Consider the following 16,939-nt stretch of genomic DNA (forward strand, 5'->3'; position numbering starts at 1 on the left):
GCTTTCTTCAATATACTTCAAAATCCGGTCTACTGTGGTAAAATAAAGGTTCCTTCTTTAGATGGAAAAACTATACTAGAGGTTCATGGTATCCATAATCCCTTAATTTCAGTAGAACTTTTTAATGATGTACAATCAAGAATAAAACGACGTGACAAAAAATACGTTAAACAAAGTACCAATAGTGAACTTATGTTTAGGGGAGTTCTCAATTGCCCTCTTTGTTCAAAAAAAATTTCAGGAAGCGGTTCTCGTGGAAGATCTCAAAAGTATTTTTATTATCATTGTACCTCTTCTTGTGGTTATCGGATAAGAGCAGCCAAAGTAAATGATAATTTATTATCAGGAATAGGTCGGTTAAAACCAGACATCGCTTATGTTCCAATATTCCAAAATCTTTTAACAACGACTTACGAAAAAGTATATCAGCAAAAATCTATTGATAAAACCAATATCAATAGATCATTACATAAAATGATAGAACGAGTTGCTAATGCAAGGGAGCTTTTAGTAAAAGGTACAATTGACGAAGAAGATTACCACTCAATAAAATCAGACTGCGAAAACAGAATTGATATTCTAGGCGCACAACTCAACGATGCTTATAAACTTGATTTACAGCAGAAGCGAAGTTTTAAAAAGCTCGCATCATCCTTTTTAAAACCTATGTGTCTCTTTCAAGATACCGACAATTCTATCATATTAAAAGTGGCTTCTCTTTTTCTAAATGAGAATTTAATCTATAATAATACTAACATTACAAATTATCTTAAAGATGAAGTCAAGATAGTATATGGATTCCAATATCTAAATAGTGAAGAGAATTTTGAAGAAGCAACAACGTGTAATTTTAGCAAAGAACAACAAGAGTTAATCACAAGCATTATTAAAATTGAACTGGATAAAGGAAATAAAATATCGATTCAAAAAGCTATCAAAATTTTATCTTTCCTAACAAGGCTGATGGAAATTTGCATTTCTACGAAAATGAAATCGGATTGAATTCAAGCGGTTCGAAACCTGTCAACATATTCCCACAATCTTACCTTTTAACCCAAAATTAGTACAAGATGCTACTTTTATGATTCTTTAATTAAAGGGAATTTTTTACAGGAAGCCTTGCTATAGTATAAACAAGGGATTAAAATGAAAAATGGCACCATTTGTCTTCCAATGGCACCATTTGTCGTTTTAGTCGGGGTGGCAGGATTCGAACCTACGACCTCCACATCCCAAATGTGGCGCGATACCGGGCTACGCTACACCCCGATTAGGTATCACCTTTATTGTGGCACAAATATACAATCTTTACATATTGCCTGCAAAACCTATTTTCATCCATTTTATTAACCCCCTGATTATTTGACAAATAATTTAACATTAACTTTTTCCAAGCATAATTTATCGCGTAAAAATGGCGTATTCCGGGCGATAACTAGTATATTGCCCTTGAAATTATTATTTGCTAGATTTTTTTCCGAAGAAAGAAAGGCTTGGCCAAAACAAGGTTTTCTTTTGATCGTTACTATTTAAAAAGGGAATATGAAATTGAAGTATCTATCTATTGGGCTTGCGATGTTGGCAACCGCGTGTCAAACGGATTCCAAAAACAACAATGCCAACGCCGACAGCAATCTGAGGGAAGATACGGGGGAGTATACCCTATCCAAAGCCGATATGCTTCAAGATTATATTGACGCCTTAGATAGTACAGATGTCAACAGCATTGGCAAAGCGAATGCAAAATTCAAAGAGCTTTTTAATCAGGGCGACAGCCTGAACAATGACTTGGCAGTGGTGTATTTCATCGACTTCATGGACAAGGTGTCACTTTATGGACATCAATCTGCAATTGACGATGAATTGGATTACAGTTCCTTGGTGGATATTGAAGTTAATGGTGGAAAACCTGCAGATGCTGTGGAGGATGGCTATAAAAAGATCAGTCAGAATGGATACCGCATCCGTCAGTCTGAAGGCATGTATAGTATTCAAATCAATCCATTTTACATCCAAAAAGAGTTTTACCCCTACATTTCAGGCAACATGGAAATTATGTTGCAGCAAATTGCCAAAGAAAACCTAGAGGGATATGCCGAGGATGCGGCTATCATTATCCCATTCCAAAGTTTGGTGCAACGCGTTATTTGGTGGGAAGATTTCCTGAAGAACAATAATAATAAAGCTTACAGTCCACTTGCGAGGGAGCAATACGGCCGATATTTCAATGCCCTAACTATTGGCATGGACAATACCCCTGCTATTGAAAGCGAGCAAATAGCCCCCTATTTTCAGGAAGCCTATAGCTATTTAAAGGACTTTGCACCAGCATCCGACAGTTACAAACAGCTTCAACCTTACATTGAACTCTTAGAAAAAGGAGAAATTGAACAGGCGAAAGGCATGGTGGCCGACCTATTAAAACATTAATTTTATATTCTTTTTCCGGAGTCAATTCCTATTTTTGCGGCATGGCGCGATCTCTTCCCAAACCAGCAAAAACAGTAGACCTGCATGCAACTGCATTTATGGACGATCTTGACGATTACGATCAGGATGAATTACTGGCCGAAGCAATCAGCTATTTTCGCGAACAGTTAGACGCTGCCATTTACTGGGAATATCCGGAGATTAAGTTTATCCATGGCAAAGGGACAGGCAATTTAAGACGTGCTGTATACGAAGAATTACAGCGGTATAAACAAGCTGGTGCAATCGCCAATTATTACCCAGCCTATCACAATGAAGACATTGTAGTGGTCCATATCGGCTTATAGCACCTTGATGCGATACACCTGAAACGGATATTGAACCTTATCTTCCCCATTATTCCATTGCGGCAACAATTGCATCTGCGCGCAAGAAAAGTACAAATATCCATCCGCGCCTACTCCCAAGGAATCTGGCCATAGCAAGCGTGGATCCTGCACAACTAGCTCGATGCTCCCATCAGGTTTTAATCGCTTAATACTATAGTCCAAGGAATTGGTTAAGTAAATATTTCCAGCAACATCGGCAACCAATCCATGGGTTACTCCCACCGCTCCCATATCTTCAATTTTATCCACCAAATCCATATCGCTTAGCTTTTCATCAGCCAAATAGCTGCTGGCAATGCGATAAAGATGCGTACCATTTATAGGTTTAAAATAAAACCATGCATTATCCTTCGTGAGGGCAATGCCATTTACATTCGAACTAAAGGGCTTTCCATCCTTATTACGCATTTCTTTCCCCTCATAAGAAAGAACCAATTGTGGATCTGACAAGGTGTATTTCGAGGAACTTAACACCGTCCTGCTTTTCCCAGTTTTTAAATCGAGCACCACAATACCAGCCTGGCCGGGATCCGATAGGTAAGCCTTTTGCCGCTCGGTATCTACACGCACATCATTCAAACCGGAACGTCCTTTATTTAAATCGTCAAAGGTATAGATGCGAATCAGACTATCGTTCTTTAAATCAAAATGCATGAGCTTAAATTGACCATCAGTCTGCACGCCTGCAGCTGCATTACCGAATATGGAACCCGAAGCAGCGGGTTTACTATCCAATACCCAAAGCTGATCTTGGTTATCTACATATATATCCTGCACATTTACATAATGTTCCAGTTCTGGCCCCTCCGTTAATTGCCATTTATAATTGGGGAAGGGTTTCATTTTCCCCTCCACAATCTCAGTCATCCCAAACAAATAAGGATCACGATGCGGGAAAGAAACAAATACGCGATTTTGATTGGATACCGACACACCGATAGGTTGAGACCGATCGAAAGAGGCGACAACCTCCAATTGATTAGCGTTAGCATCTTCTTGAGCCTGAGCAGGCTGTATTATCGCAAATGCAAGGACAATTCCGGAATATATTGACTTCATATTTTATATCAATTTACATCTATAACCTAAACGCTTATATTTCCCAATTTATGATATTTATAATGGATTTAAGCAATTAAGGTCGAGCGAATACATCTTTTAATAACCATTCGTTATTTTGCGTAAATTTTAAGCAAAACAACCCTCCTTTCCCTAACTATTCGATATATTATTTGCTATTTACGATATTTTTCCGTACATTCGTCAGTAACGGTGATTAAAACATAGGAAAACTGTGCGAAATTATTCGTTTTCTAGAACAAAAGACACCCATCGTTTAATAAACACCCAATAGCACTTTGCTGCAGCAAAGCTGTTTTTTCTGGGCGTACATCTACCCCCCAATTTTGGGGATATGCATCCTTTTGGGATCATTCATCATGAAAATCATGAGGGTCGAGCTGTAACTCGACTTACATTTTAAAACATAAAAATTAATATATGACAAATTTTAAAGTTGGAATTATTGGCGCGGGCCCTAGTGGCCTGGCGATGTTAAGAGCATTTGAATCGGAACAGAAAAAAGGTAATCCCATCCCAGAAATTAAATGTTATGAAAAACAAGATAATTGGGGAGGTATGTGGAACTATACTTGGCGCACCGGCGTTGGTAAATATGGCGAGCCGCTACACGGAAGTATGTACAAATACCTCTGGTCAAACGGTCCTAAAGAATGTCTAGAATTTGCTGACTATTCTTTTACCGAACACTTTGGCCAACCCATCTCCTCCTACCCTCCGCGAGAAGTATTATTCGATTACATTCAAGGTAGAATTAAAAAGAGTAATGCCCGCGACTATATAAAATTCAATACCGTAGCCCGCTGGGTCGATTATTTGGAAGATAAAAAACAATTCCGAGTAGTATTTGATGATCTACAGAAGAATGAAACCTTTGAGGAATACTTCGATTACCTAGTGGTAGGAACCGGGCACTTCTCGACACCAAACATGCCTTACTTTAAAGGAATCGACAATTTCCCAGGCGCGGTGATGCATGCGCATGACTTCCGTGGTGCTGATCAATTTGTCGATCAAAAACTATTGCTGATTGGTAGTAGCTACTCTGCAGAAGATATTGGTGTGCAATGTTACAAACATGGCAGTAAAGGGGTCACCATTTCTTACCGCAGCAATCCCATTGGATCGAAATGGCCGAATGGCATCAAAGAAAAACCATTGGTTACACATTTTGACGGAAGCACCGCCTACTTTAAAGACGGAACAGCTGAAGAGTATGACGCTGTGATCCTTTGTACCGGATATCAGCATAAATTTCCTTTCCTACCAGATGAGTTACGCTTAAAAACTAAAAACTGTCTCTATCCAGACAACCTATATAAAGGCGTAGTTTTCAACGAAAATGAACGCTTACTATTTTTAGGCATGCAGGATCAATACTACACCTTTAATATGTTTGATACGCAGGCTTGGTTTGCACGCGATTACATGTTGGGACGTATTGCCCTTCCTGCAAAAGAAGAACGCGATGCAGACATCCAGAAATGGATGGACTACGAAGCTCGTACCGAAACAGGTCCTGACCATGTAGACTTCCAAACCGATTACATCAAAGAATTAATCAGCTTGACAGATTACCCTACCTTCGACCTAGATCGTGTGGCAGACATGTTTAAAAGCTGGTTAAATGATAAAGAAGTGAACATCCTCAACTACCGCGATCAAGTTTACACTTCGGTCATCGACGGCACGGAGGCCGAACCTCACCACACCCCTTGGATGAAGGAAATGGACGATAGCTTAGAGCGCTATCTGACTGAGGTAAATGCCGATGAAAAAGAACTGGATAAGGTAAACTACTACTAAGCCAACACTTCTTTATTACAACACCTATCATAAAAACAAGAGTCCAAACGCTTCTGCATTTGGACTCTTTCTATTCAGAATAACTTGTTATTTCGCTGGTGTTAGGGTAATCTTTCTGAATTCGATTGGCCCATGATCCCCTTGAATATAAATCGGGCCTGCTTCCCCTTCTTTACTATCCAAAGCACCCCCTGTAATGCCTGGAATTTCTTGGTTACTGATGATGGTTTTACCGTTCGCCACAATCGTTACTAAACGACCTACCAAGGTAACATCAAACTTCTGCCATTCATTAGCCCCTAAGGTGGCCATTTCGTTTGGCGAAAGGAAACCATAGATAGCGCCGAAGAACAAGGTGCCTGGATGCTTATCTTTTGGTGAATCCTCAATCTGCACCTCATAACGACCTCTTAAATAAACCCCAGAGTTACTTCCTTCCGGATAGCGGAACTCGAAGCTTAGTTTAAAGTCATTAAAGGTCTGCTCGGTAATCAAATTCGCACCTGCACCCGCATTTGTTAAGATTCCATCTTTAACAGCCCATTGGCTTTTATCGTTAGAGGCCTTCCAACCGGTTAAATCCTTCCCATTGAACAATTCAATCGGAGTACCCCACTCTGGTGCTTTTTCGCGCACTAAATAAGGAGCTTTAACCCCCGTAAAGGTATATTTCTCACCCGTATTGGATGTGATTGTTCCTTTTAATTCGGAACCTGCTAATTCCCCTTCGATAACAAAATCGCCTTCGCCACCTTCCCATTGTGGTGGAATTGCGAATGAAAACTTGCCATCTGCAAGTTTGATATGCGAGATCGGACGGTTACTACCGCTATCCCCTACCCAAGCACCTACTAGGGTAGCAAATCCGGAAAGCTTGATTTCAATCCATGATGGAACTGCCGTACCTTTTTTATCGACGGTCAAATCCCAACGTCCTAACAAATCTTTCGATTCTTCCGGAATAGTCTGCGAAGCAGGGTTATGTACCTCTTCTTCGGCTTTCTTTTCCTCCTTAGCTTGGTTACAAGAGGTTAAGCTCATGCTCAGCAAGGCTGTAAATGCTAGTCCGGATGCAAATTGTTTAATCATTTTTAATTAATTTATTGTTGGTTCTTTTATACGGTATAATACTGCTCCCAGCCTTTCCTTGGTGGCGGACCAACCAATAGGGCGTTTGCAAATTCGTTGTTTACAATTTCTTTTTTCTGCGGATCAAAATCAAACTTGGTATTCAGGCGCTGTGCAATCACACCTAAACAGAATACCTGACTCAATGGCCCAGCAATATCAAAGGAGGACCTTGTTTTTTCCTGGCCTTTACATGCTTTCAGGAAGTTAGCAAAGTGATTCGATGGCGAAACCGGCACCTCCGGTAACTTATTCGCCAAATCCTTCGCTTTCTCTTCTGGAATAATACTTAAGGTGCTACCATGCGAGCCGCCCTTAAAGGTAAGGTCTTTTCCATAGATTATTTTACCGGGGTTCAACTTCGCTGGTTGCAAAGCACCCGTACTTGGGGGCGGAATGTTCGGATCTAAGCCCGACACGCCATATCCCGCAGGAATAGGTGGCAGGTTATCCAATCCATCATACCACATAATATCTACGGCAGGCATGCGCCTGCGTTTCGGGAAATGGAACTTTAGGGTGGATGACATCGGGAAAAAGAAGGAGTTGTGACCATCCAGTCGCACAGCCTCAAGGGAAGTCGGCAAGCCAAGTTCTAAAAACTCATGCGCCGTATCCAGAATATGGGCACCCCAGTCGCCCAAGGCTCCCATGCCGAAGTCATACCAACAGCGCCATTGCCCATTGATAAAGTCTTTATTATAATTATGCCCTAGGGTTTGCATTTGCCATAAATCCCAGTCTAAACTAGCCGGAATTTGCTCTGCCGGCGGGAAGTTCTTCATCTTCACATCCCAACCATGCCAGCGGCGTGGCATATTCATATGCCCTACAATCTGCGTAACATCCTTGATGATTCCAGCATCTTTCCAAGCCTTAAACTGAAAGTAGTTGGCATCAGAGTGGCCTTGATTTCCCATCTGGGTCGCCAGCTTCGGATTTTTCTTAGCCTTCTGCATCATCAATTCCACTTCCAGGAAGGTGCGCGCCATTGGTTTTTCCACATACACATGCTTGCCAAGATCCAGCGCCATCATGGTAATCGGGAAGTGCGAGAAATCCGGCACACCTACGGAAACAGCATCGATCTGATTCCCCATTTTATCGAACATCTGCCGGAAGTCTTGGAAACGTGGAACATCCGGAAATTGCTGCAATATCGCTTGGGTATGCTTGGCGCCCATATCGACATCACAGAGTGCAACAATGTTACATAGTCCGGTTTTATGGAATTCCAACAATATCTCGGCCGCACGATTACCGATGCCTACAGCAGCGAGGTTCACCCGTTCATTCGGTTTAGCCATCAAAATGGAGCCCATACTACTGTTTGCCAACGCTACAGCACCGCCTGCCATAACCGATTTCTTAATAAAACTTCTACGCGAAAAATGGTGGTTCATAAATGAATGTCTAGGTTTATTTCTTTACCGTATATAGCTTAAAATTAAAAAAAAATATTAATTTCAATGCGATATTCCTAGATTATCATTAAACCTGTTACAATTTCAACAAAACTTTACTATGAGACATAGCCTTAAAAAACCTTTCGCATGCTTATCCACGGCGGCCTGTGCCCTCCTATTCTTCGCAAGCTCCTGCCAAAACAACAGCCAGAACAGCGCAAGCGATGGATGGGAACCTTTGTTTAACGGGAAAGACCTTAGCGGTTGGAAAACCATGGCCGGAAAAGCCCCCTATGCTGTAGAGGGTGATGCCATTGTGGGCACCATGACCAAAGGAACGCCCAATAGCTTCTTGGTAACCGAACAGGAATACGGCGATTTCATCCTCGAACTGGAAATTAAGCTCGAAGGCAGTACCACCAACTCAGGCGTTCAAATCCGTAGTCATTTTGATGCAGCCGCAAATGATGGCAAAGGACGGGTATATGGTAGACAGGTGGATATAGACCCGACGCCAAGGGCCTGGTCTGGCGGCATCTACGATGAGGGAAGAAGAGAATGGCTCTATCCTTTAGACTTGAACCCCGATGCCAAAACAGCCTATAAGCCGAATGAATATAATAAAATACGCATTGAAGCCATTGGCGATGAAATGAAAACCTGGATAAATGGTGTGCCGGCCGCTCGTCTCTTAGATACGGTTGATAACAGCGGATTTATTGCCCTGCAAGTACACAGCATTCCCGACTCTTTGGATGGCAAAAAAGTATATTTCAAAAACATCAACATCCAAACCAAAGACCTTAAACCTACGGAATTCCCGACCAATATCTACATCGTAAATACCAAGGCGAACGACTTAAGTAGCGATGAAAAAGCAGCCGGATATAGCTTATTGTTCAATGGCACAGACACAACCGGCTGGCGCAGTGCCCGTGGCGGTGGATTCCCTGCCAGTGGCTGGAAAATTGAAAACGGCATTATCTCCGTCCAAAAATCAGATGGTGGCGAATCGACCAACGGTGGCGACATTATTACCGATAAGCAATACCAGGCTTTCGATTTATCCTTCGATTTTAAACTCACACCGGGTGCCAACTCAGGCGTAAAATACTTTGTCACCTTAAACGAGGAAACCAAAGGATCGGCCATCGGACCAGAATATCAGATTTTAGATGACAAAGAGCATCCCGATGCCAAGCTAGGCAAAGACGGAAACCGCACCTTAGCTTCGCTCTACGACCTGATTACCTCCGACCGCAACCCTCGCCCGAGAAAACCAATTGGCGAGTGGAACAGAGGCCGTATCGTCGTTACACCTGAAAATAAAGTAACCTATTACCTCAATGGCTATAAAATGCTGGAGTTTGTTCGCGGATCGGAAGAATTCCGCAAACTCGTAGCCGGTAGCAAATACAAAGATTGGGACAAGTTTGGCGAAGCCGAGCAAGGCCATATCCTCTTGCAAGACCATGGCGACGCCGTATCCTTCCGCAGCATCAAAATTAAAGAACTGTAAGGAAGGTTAGACAAGAATTTACTATAAAAAACAACAGGGCGCTAAATTTAGCGCCCTGTTTATGTTTAGCATAGTCTCTATTAATATAAAGTGAATTCTACACGTCTGTTTTGCTGACGACCTTCTGCTGTGCTGTTTGTCGCAATTGGTTGGTTTGGACCATAACCTGTCGCTTCAATACGGGAAGCATTAGCACCTTTAGATACTAAGTAAGCTTTTACCGATTCTGCACGCTCTTTAGAAAGACGCAAGTTTGTTTGCATAGAGCCGGTGTTATCCGTGTGACCTGCTAATTTCAAGCTGAAGTTTTTCTCGATCAATAATGCCGCAACACGGTTTAATGATTCGTAAGAAGTAGCACGGATGGTTGCTTTTCCTAAATCGAACTCTAGGTTTTTAATCGCCTCATCAACTACTTTCTTATCCTCTTCGGTTACCACGATTTTCTCGATTACTTTTGTCTCTTGTTTCATTTCAGGAAGTGGACATCCGGCACCATCTACTTTAGTTCCAGCAGGCGTGTTCGGACATTTATCGAATTTATTCGCAACGCCATCACCGTCATCATCTTTCAAGTCATTGCTGATCGAAGATAATTCAGATTTTAAAGCTTCGTTAGAAGCTACTAAAGCATCACGCTCTGCTTTCAACTCGTCGTATTTACCTACTAAGGTGGCAACTGGGTTGCTGTTTCCTAAGTATGGTTTGTTACCATCGCCTAAGGCAATTTCTAAACCTGCATGTGCGTAAGAGAACAAGTCGTTCTTAAATGTTCCACCACGAACACCATCGAAGTTCTGGTTCGCCCAGTTAAGTTGGTAACCCAAGTCGATGTTGATTCCTTTCGCAACAGCGAATTTCAATCCCGCATCAACCGGTACGAATAATTTAGTTTGTGAATCTGCTGTAGCATTTGTACCATCTACGGTGGTTGTCGTTTCAGCGTTCAATGCACCAATACCTACGGCGAAGTAAGGCTTGATAATGCTGTTGAAGAATCTCCAGTTGGTGTTTGCTAAAGTGAACTCACCAGAAAGAGCTGCTGACCAAGGTGTCTTGGTTTCAAAAGCAGATACTTCCCCTGCAGCAGCATGCTCGTTAGTTCCCGAAACTTTACCGCCTAAGTATTGTGCTTTTATGCCAAAAGATGGAGAGATTTGTTTTTTGATGTAGGCACTGTATCCCACATTATGATCCAATTTATCAAATCCTGCTCTGTTAAAGCCGAAGATGTTAGATTGGTTCAATACACCTGCATTCACACCGATTGTCCAGGTTCTATATTCTGTTGCAGAACCTAGTGGCGTAGTCCCCTCAATGGTGGTTTTGTTTTGTTGTGCAAATGCGCTTGAAGAAATTAAACCTACTACGGCTAGTAGGCTGGCTTTTTTAATGTAGTTTGTTTTCATGTTTACTGTTATTTTACACTATTATCCGAATAGGCAAATTTGTTGCCAAAACTTAAGTCTTGGCAACAAATGCTGTAAAATTTGTAGCTGAAATGTAGCTGAAAGCTCGTTTTTACGCTAGAACGCGTGCGAAAAAGGTAGGAATCTTAATATCAAAAGCAAGCTTTTTGATCACATTAGACTCGGTTATCTGGCGAAAAACGCTCTTTTTGCTTTTCGTCAAAAGCAAGATATCTACCTGCTCATCTATTAACACCGAGGTAACCGCCTGGGCTATGGTCTCTTTCTGACGCATAAATAAAGATTGTGGCTTAATAATGTACGTTATGTCAGATATGCCAAGCTCGCTCTCAATTCTGGCGATAAAAGCTTTGAAATCCGCATCGATATCTTTGATCTCCCGATCCTTGGTATTCACGTGAATCAATACCAACTCATAATCTTTATTAAATAAGGGCATTGCCTGGCTTAAGCAGGTCAACTCCGCATCTTTAAAATTACACAATAGGCCAACCCGATCTTTTTTAAGGACAGCAGTCTCCAAAGGAACGGCCAACAAAGGCGTTTTGGTATTTAAGATCGTGTCGTAGGTATTACTTCCAATAAAAATAGACTCCATGCCTGAAGATCCTTTGGTACCCATAACCACCGCATCGTAATGCTCAGCATTGGTAATCTTCTTAATCTCCTCATACAGGTTCCCATCTTTAAAAATAGGGTTCACCTGTACGCCCGGATAATCTTTATTGATTTCTTCAATAGCTTTTTTCATATCACGCTCAGCTAAGGGCACACGGGGGTCTTTTAATTCAGTATCATTCTGCGCATTTAAATAAATATTAGAGTGATCTGCAAAAACGTGTACTAAATCTATCGATTGACCATTCTGCTGCGCAATCTGGCAGGCATAGTTCACTGCAACAGCAGAGTACTCAGAAAAATCTATTGGAATTAAAAATTTACTCATGATTCGGTATGTTGAATTATATTTTGTCAAAAAATGCAGGTTTATTCAATTCCAAGGCTAGGGCTTTGGAAACTGAACTACTAAAGAGACGCTCGAAGAAGGTCTTGCGGCTTGGCGTAACAAGAATCATATCCGGATTGATTTCCTGAATCATCTTATCCACCATCTCTGGCACAGAATCCAATTCTTCATCTTCTTTCTGCACAGGTTCTGCAAAGGATTGTACATGTTGCAGTTGCGTCATCTCTTTAATATTGTAAACCCAATTGTTCAGGCTATCCTGAATGTTCTCTTTCTTTTGGTTGGCTTTATACACATGAATTAAGGATAAAGACTCCGCCTCATCCAATAAGCGCAGGTAAGCCTTTAAGGTATCCAATTCTTCATGCTTAAAGTTCGTTAATAAAGCCACATGTTTAATCTGGAAGGCATAATCGCGATTTGGAATTACGATCACCGGGATGTTCGATTTGGAGGCCACCGCTAAAGTCGTACTGCCATAATAAATCGATTTGATTTTACTGCTTCCTGAGGCACCCATCACAATCAACTCAAATTTGCCTGAGTTGGCCATCTCTGTGAGCTTATCAACAATTAAGGTACGCGAGGATTCGATAAAAATATCGACTCCGGGAAAGCGATCCATCAAGCGATCCTTCAATTCTTGAATCAATAAATCAGCTTTTAATAAGGGATCATCGGCATCCTCGCCATCATCCTCACCAACGGAAGCGCTGGTATAGCAATGCAACAATTGAATATCGGCATTCTTTTTCTGTGCGAGTTCACAGGCATATAGGGCAGCATATTCCGAGTTTTCAGAAAAATCGGTAGGGACGATAATAGTCATTTTTTTGATTTATTGTGATGTACTTTATTAAGAAGATAAATTTACTAAAAATATCGGTTATTCAGACAAATTTGCTGACTAAGGCAAATATAATCGCCGATTTTGAGTAAGTTTGCAACCAAAATATCCACGAAATAAATGACTAGCAGAGAAATACGCCAGGCTTTTTTAGATTTTTTCCAAAGTAAAGGACACCAGATTGTCCCTTCCGCACCAGTTGTGGTGAAAAACGACCCGACACTTATGTTTACCAATGCTGGAATGAACCAGTTTAAGGACCTCTTTTTAGGGGAGGCTACGGTGAAATACCCGAGGGTAGCCGACACCCAACGCTGTTTGCGCGTTTCGGGTAAGCATAACGACTTGGAAGAAGTAGGTATTGACACCTACCACCATACCTTGTTTGAAATGTTAGGAAACTGGTCTTTTGGTGACTACTTTAAAAAAGAAGCCATCGAATGGGCTTGGGAATTATTAACGGAAGTCTTTAAGCTAGATAAAGACCGTTTATATGTTACTATTTTTGAAGGCGATGCCACCGAAGGATTGCAACGTGATATGGAAGCCTTCGACTTATGGAAAGCCTTGATTGCCGAAGACCGCATCTTATTGGGCAATAAAAAAGATAACTTCTGGGAAATGGGCGACACAGGACCTTGTGGTCCTTGTTCCGAAATCCACTACGATATGCGTACGGATGAAGAACGTGCGAAGGTAAAAGGCCAGGATTTAGTGAATGCCGACGATCCGCAGGTTATTGAAATCTGGAACCTGGTATTTATGCAGTTCAACCGCCTGAAAGATGGCTCTTTGATGCCATTACCAGCCAAACACGTGGATACAGGCATGGGTTTCGAACGCCTTGTACGTTGTATACAAGGAAAAACATCCAACTATGATACGGATGTGTTCCAACCCCTGATTCAATTTATTGCAAAAAAATCAGGCATTGCCTACGGCACAGATGAAAAAACCGATATCGCCATGCGCGTATTGGCCGATCATATCCGTGCGGTAAGCTTTGCTATTGCCGATGGCCAATTGCCATCGAATAACAAAGCAGGTTATGTTATCCGCCGCATCTTACGCAGAGCGGTGCGCTATGCATACACCTTCTTAAACTTCAAATCGCCATTTATCCATGAATTAGTTCCCGTTTTGGCCGAGCAGTTCAAAGGTGTATTCGAAGAATTAAGCAGTCAACAAGATTTCGTAGAGAAAGTAGTATTGGAAGAGGAAGTATCTTTCCTACGTACCTTAACTACCGGTATCCAACGTTTTGAGAATTACGTGGCAGATCATGAGTCCATCGACGGCAATTTTGCTTTCGAACTTTTTGACACTTTCGGCTTCCCGATTGACTTAACCGACCTATTAGCTCGCGAGCAAGGTTTATCAGTAGACATGAACGGCTTCCAACAGGCCCTATTGGCGCAAAAGGAACGCTCTCGTGCGGCAACCAGCATTGATACCGGCGACTGGGTTGTGGTTAATGAACAACAGGATACCGAGTTTGTAGGCTATGATGTGCTGAACGCTGAAACCGAAATTTTAAAATACCGTAAAGTATCCGCCAAAGGAAAAGACCAATATCAATTGGTACTGGCCAACACGCCTTTTTATGCAGAAGGTGGTGGTCAGGTAGGCGACACCGGTTTCCTACGTTCCTTGGCCTCCAATGAAAAAATCAGCATATTGGATACCAAGAAGGAAAATGGTTTGATTATTCATTTCGTCAATCAACTTCCTTCCGAATTGACAGGCACGTTCGAAGCCCAAGTTAATGCGAGCAAACGGAAAGATACCGAGGCAAACCACTCGGCAACCCACTTGTTGCATGCCGCCCTAAAACAGGTGTTAGGCGAACATGTGAACCAAAAAGGATCCCTGGTATCTCCGGATATCTTGCGTTTCGATATCTCCCACTTCGCCAAGATGACCTACGAGGAAATCAAACAGGTAGAGGATATTGTCAATGCCAAAATACGCGAAAACATCAGCTTGAAAGAAGAACGCAATGTTCCTTACCAAAAAGCAATAGAATCAGGTGTTACCGCCCTGTTCGGTGAGAAGTATGGCGACCATGTACGGGTGATTACGTTCGACGACAAGTATTCCAAAGAGCTGTGTGGCGGTACGCACGTAGATGCCACCGGACAGATCGGATTCTTTAAGATTATTTCCGAATCTGCAGTCGCTGCAGGCGTACGTCGTATCGAAGCCATTACAGGTAGTAAAGCCCAACAGGTGATTCGCGAGTACTTTGAATTGGTCGATAACATGAAAGGCATCTTGAACAATCCGAAAGATTTTGTATCTGCAATGAGCAAAATTGTCGACGAGAATTCAGCCTTACGTAAAGAAATAGAGCAAAGCATTAAGGAGAAATCCCTGCAACTGAAGGCGCAATTAGAAGCCAAATTGGAAAAAATTGGCGACATCAACTTCTTAGCAACTAAGGTCGATTTACCGAATGCCGATGCCGTAAAAACCCTTGCTTTTGCCTTGAAAGGTGCCATCAGCAATTTATTCTTGGTATTAGGTGCCGACTTTGACGGCAAGCCTAGCTTAACCGTTATGATTTCTGATGAACTGGCCAAAGCAAAAGATTTAAATGCCAGCAACATTGTTCGCGACCTCGCCAAAGACATTCAAGGCGGTGGTGGTGGCCAACCCTTCTTCGCGACCGCTGGTGGTAAGAACAGCGCCGGATTGCAACAAGCAATCGACCGCGCACGTGAATTTGTAAAATAAAAAGATATGATAAAGTCTGGATGGGTAGCAAGTGTAATCAGCTTGCTATCCCTTGCTTTTTGGGGATGTTCCAATGCGGATAACATCAATATTCAAGGAACAATCAATAATCCCGGCAATATAAAGGTCGTAAGCTTCTACGAAGGCGACCAAAAGTTAGACTCCACGTTCATTGCCGATGGCAACCGTTTTAAATTCCAACGCGCTGCAACGCAAGAACGCCTCTTAACGCTGGTGGTAGGCAAAAATCGATACCCCATTATTGTAGAACCGGGCAAGGAACTGCAATTTACCGTCGATTTACAGCAGCCTGAAAATTACAGTGTGGAAGGCTCTGAACTTTCCAACAAGTTGAAATCCTTTGCGCCAACCAAAGCAAGAATAGACTTCGTTCGCGATTCCTTGCAGCAGGTATTTACCAAGGCCAGCACGGATATGGACGCCAATCAGATCCAGAACCTCCGCTCGGAAATGATCCAGGACTTCGAACCTTTCTTTAAAGAGTACATCCAAAAATCAGTGAACTTTGCCAAAGAAAATCAAGACCTGGCGGGCTTTTATGTGATGAGCACGTTGGATCCGGAGATGGCGGAAGCCGAGCTGATTGCCTTTGCCGATGAAATCAAAGATAAATTCCCGGAGAACCGCTATGTTAACGAGTTTAAAACCGAAGTCGACAAACTACGTAAATTAGCCATTGGCCAGCAGGCTCCTGCCCTACAGGCCTACACCGCCGACAATAAACTGGTAAAACTCGCCGATTTCAAAGGCAAGATCGTATTAATCGATTTCTGGGCTTCCTGGTGTATGCCTTGTCGCGAAGAAAACCCAAATATTGTGAAGCAATACCAACAATTTAAGGACAAGAACTTCACCGTTTTAGGCGTGTCTTTAGACAATAACCCCGGCTCTTGGATGCGCGCCATCGAAGAAGATAAATTAACATGGACCAACATCTCGGATCTGCAAGCTTGGAGCTCCCCGCTGATTGTCGATTTCCAAATTAAGGGTATCCCAACATCCTACTTGGTAGACGGCAACGGCAAAATAATCGCTAAGAACTTAAGAGGTAAGGATTTAGAAGTATTTTTAACGAAAACCTTAAATTAAAAATAAAGCATTGTTAAATTATATTTAAGGGTTAACAATTATATAATATTTGGTTAACTTTACCTTATGATTAAGTATATATCTTAGCAAA

At 42.1% G+C, this 16,939-nt stretch carries 13 protein-coding genes, 1 tRNA gene and 1 pseudogene; 8 read left to right on the top strand and 7 right to left on the bottom strand.

All coding sequences use genetic code 11. From position 1 onward, the window contains the following. Window positions 1-12: 12 nt before the first annotated feature. Both GQF63_RS19935 and GQF63_RS02125 read left to right on the top strand, forming a co-directional pair. Window positions 13-141 (top strand): annotated as a pseudogene (locus GQF63_RS19935) (recombinase family protein); the annotation flags it as partial. A 51-nt stretch (window positions 142-192) separates the two neighbouring features. Beyond that, window positions 193-1,002: a hypothetical protein gene (locus GQF63_RS02125; RefSeq protein ID WP_160367434.1), complete on the top strand. Its 810-nt coding sequence runs from the start codon at window positions 193-195 to the stop codon at window positions 1,000-1,002. A gap of 193 nt (window positions 1,003-1,195) precedes the next feature. Here the strand turns inward: GQF63_RS02125 and GQF63_RS02130 are convergent. After that, a tRNA-Pro gene (locus tag GQF63_RS02130) sits at window positions 1,196-1,269 on the bottom strand. 273 nt (window positions 1,270-1,542) lie between these two features. On the opposite strand from GQF63_RS02130, the gene GQF63_RS02135 reads away from it, so the two are divergent. Beyond that, complete coding sequence (locus GQF63_RS02135; RefSeq protein WP_160367435.1) at window positions 1,543-2,430, top strand: hypothetical protein; 888 nt, start codon at window positions 1,543-1,545, stop codon at window positions 2,428-2,430. 41 nt (window positions 2,431-2,471) lie between these two features. Beyond that, entirely contained in the window at window positions 2,472-2,777 is a 306-nt protein-coding gene (locus tag GQF63_RS02140; protein ID WP_160367436.1) for a Smr/MutS family protein, read from the top strand. Here the strand turns inward: GQF63_RS02140 and GQF63_RS02145 are convergent. Beyond that, the gene (locus tag GQF63_RS02145) at window positions 2,772-3,878 is read right to left on the bottom strand and encodes an L-dopachrome tautomerase-related protein (RefSeq protein ID WP_160367437.1); all 1,107 of its coding nucleotides are present in this window, start codon (window positions 3,876-3,878) and stop codon (window positions 2,772-2,774) included. The genes GQF63_RS02140 and GQF63_RS02145 overlap by 6 nt on opposite strands. Window positions 3,879-4,319: 441 nt before the next feature. Here GQF63_RS02145 and GQF63_RS02150 point away from each other — a divergent pair, with 441 nt between their 5' ends. Continuing rightward, window positions 4,320-5,705: a trimethylamine monooxygenase gene (locus tag GQF63_RS02150; RefSeq protein WP_160367438.1), complete on the top strand. Its 1,386-nt coding sequence runs from the start codon at window positions 4,320-4,322 to the stop codon at window positions 5,703-5,705. A gap of 87 nt (window positions 5,706-5,792) precedes the next feature. On the opposite strand, the gene GQF63_RS02155 is transcribed toward GQF63_RS02150, so the two are convergent. Both GQF63_RS02155 and GQF63_RS02160 read right to left on the bottom strand, forming a co-directional pair. Next, window positions 5,793-6,794, bottom strand: coding sequence for a 3-keto-disaccharide hydrolase (locus GQF63_RS02155; RefSeq protein ID WP_160367439.1), 1,002 nt, complete (start codon window positions 6,792-6,794; stop codon window positions 5,793-5,795). A gap of 26 nt (window positions 6,795-6,820) precedes the next feature. After that, window positions 6,821-8,236, bottom strand: coding sequence for a Gfo/Idh/MocA family oxidoreductase (locus tag GQF63_RS02160; RefSeq protein WP_160367440.1), 1,416 nt, complete (start codon window positions 8,234-8,236; stop codon window positions 6,821-6,823). 121 nt (window positions 8,237-8,357) lie between these two features. On the opposite strand from GQF63_RS02160, the gene GQF63_RS02165 reads away from it, so the two are divergent. Continuing rightward, window positions 8,358-9,758: a 3-keto-disaccharide hydrolase gene (locus GQF63_RS02165; RefSeq protein ID WP_160367441.1), complete on the top strand. Its 1,401-nt coding sequence runs from the start codon at window positions 8,358-8,360 to the stop codon at window positions 9,756-9,758. Between the two features lie 80 nt (window positions 9,759-9,838). On the opposite strand, the gene GQF63_RS02170 is transcribed toward GQF63_RS02165, so the two are convergent. The 3 genes from GQF63_RS02170 to GQF63_RS02180 form a co-directional block, all read right to left on the bottom strand. Next, window positions 9,839-11,167 carry an OmpA family protein gene (locus GQF63_RS02170; RefSeq protein ID WP_160367442.1) on the bottom strand — a complete coding sequence of 443 codons (1,329 nt, stop codon included), beginning with the start codon at window positions 11,165-11,167 and terminating at the stop codon, window positions 9,839-9,841. A gap of 112 nt (window positions 11,168-11,279) precedes the next feature. Beyond that, window positions 11,280-12,134, bottom strand: a complete 855-nt coding sequence (locus tag GQF63_RS02175; RefSeq protein ID WP_160367443.1) for a universal stress protein — start codon at window positions 12,132-12,134, stop codon at window positions 11,280-11,282. 16 nt (window positions 12,135-12,150) lie between these two features. Beyond that, on the bottom strand, window positions 12,151-12,984 hold the full coding sequence (locus tag GQF63_RS02180) for a universal stress protein (protein ID WP_160367444.1): 834 nt from the start codon (window positions 12,982-12,984) through the stop codon (window positions 12,151-12,153). A 138-nt stretch (window positions 12,985-13,122) separates the two neighbouring features. Here GQF63_RS02180 and alaS point away from each other — a divergent pair, with 138 nt between their 5' ends. Both alaS and GQF63_RS02190 read left to right on the top strand, forming a co-directional pair. Beyond that, complete coding sequence (alaS, locus tag GQF63_RS02185) at window positions 13,123-15,738, top strand: alanine--tRNA ligase (RefSeq protein ID WP_160367445.1); 2,616 nt, start codon at window positions 13,123-13,125, stop codon at window positions 15,736-15,738. A 6-nt stretch (window positions 15,739-15,744) separates the two neighbouring features. Then, a complete protein-coding gene (locus GQF63_RS02190) occupies window positions 15,745-16,848 on the top strand; it encodes a TlpA family protein disulfide reductase (RefSeq protein WP_160367446.1) in 1,104 nt (367 codons plus the stop codon). Window positions 16,849-16,939 lie beyond the last annotated feature (91 nt).

The sequence above is a fragment of the Sphingobacterium humi genome (assembly GCF_009768885.1).
GTDB classification, from domain to species: Bacteria; Bacteroidota; Bacteroidia; order Sphingobacteriales; family Sphingobacteriaceae; genus Sphingobacterium; species Sphingobacterium humi.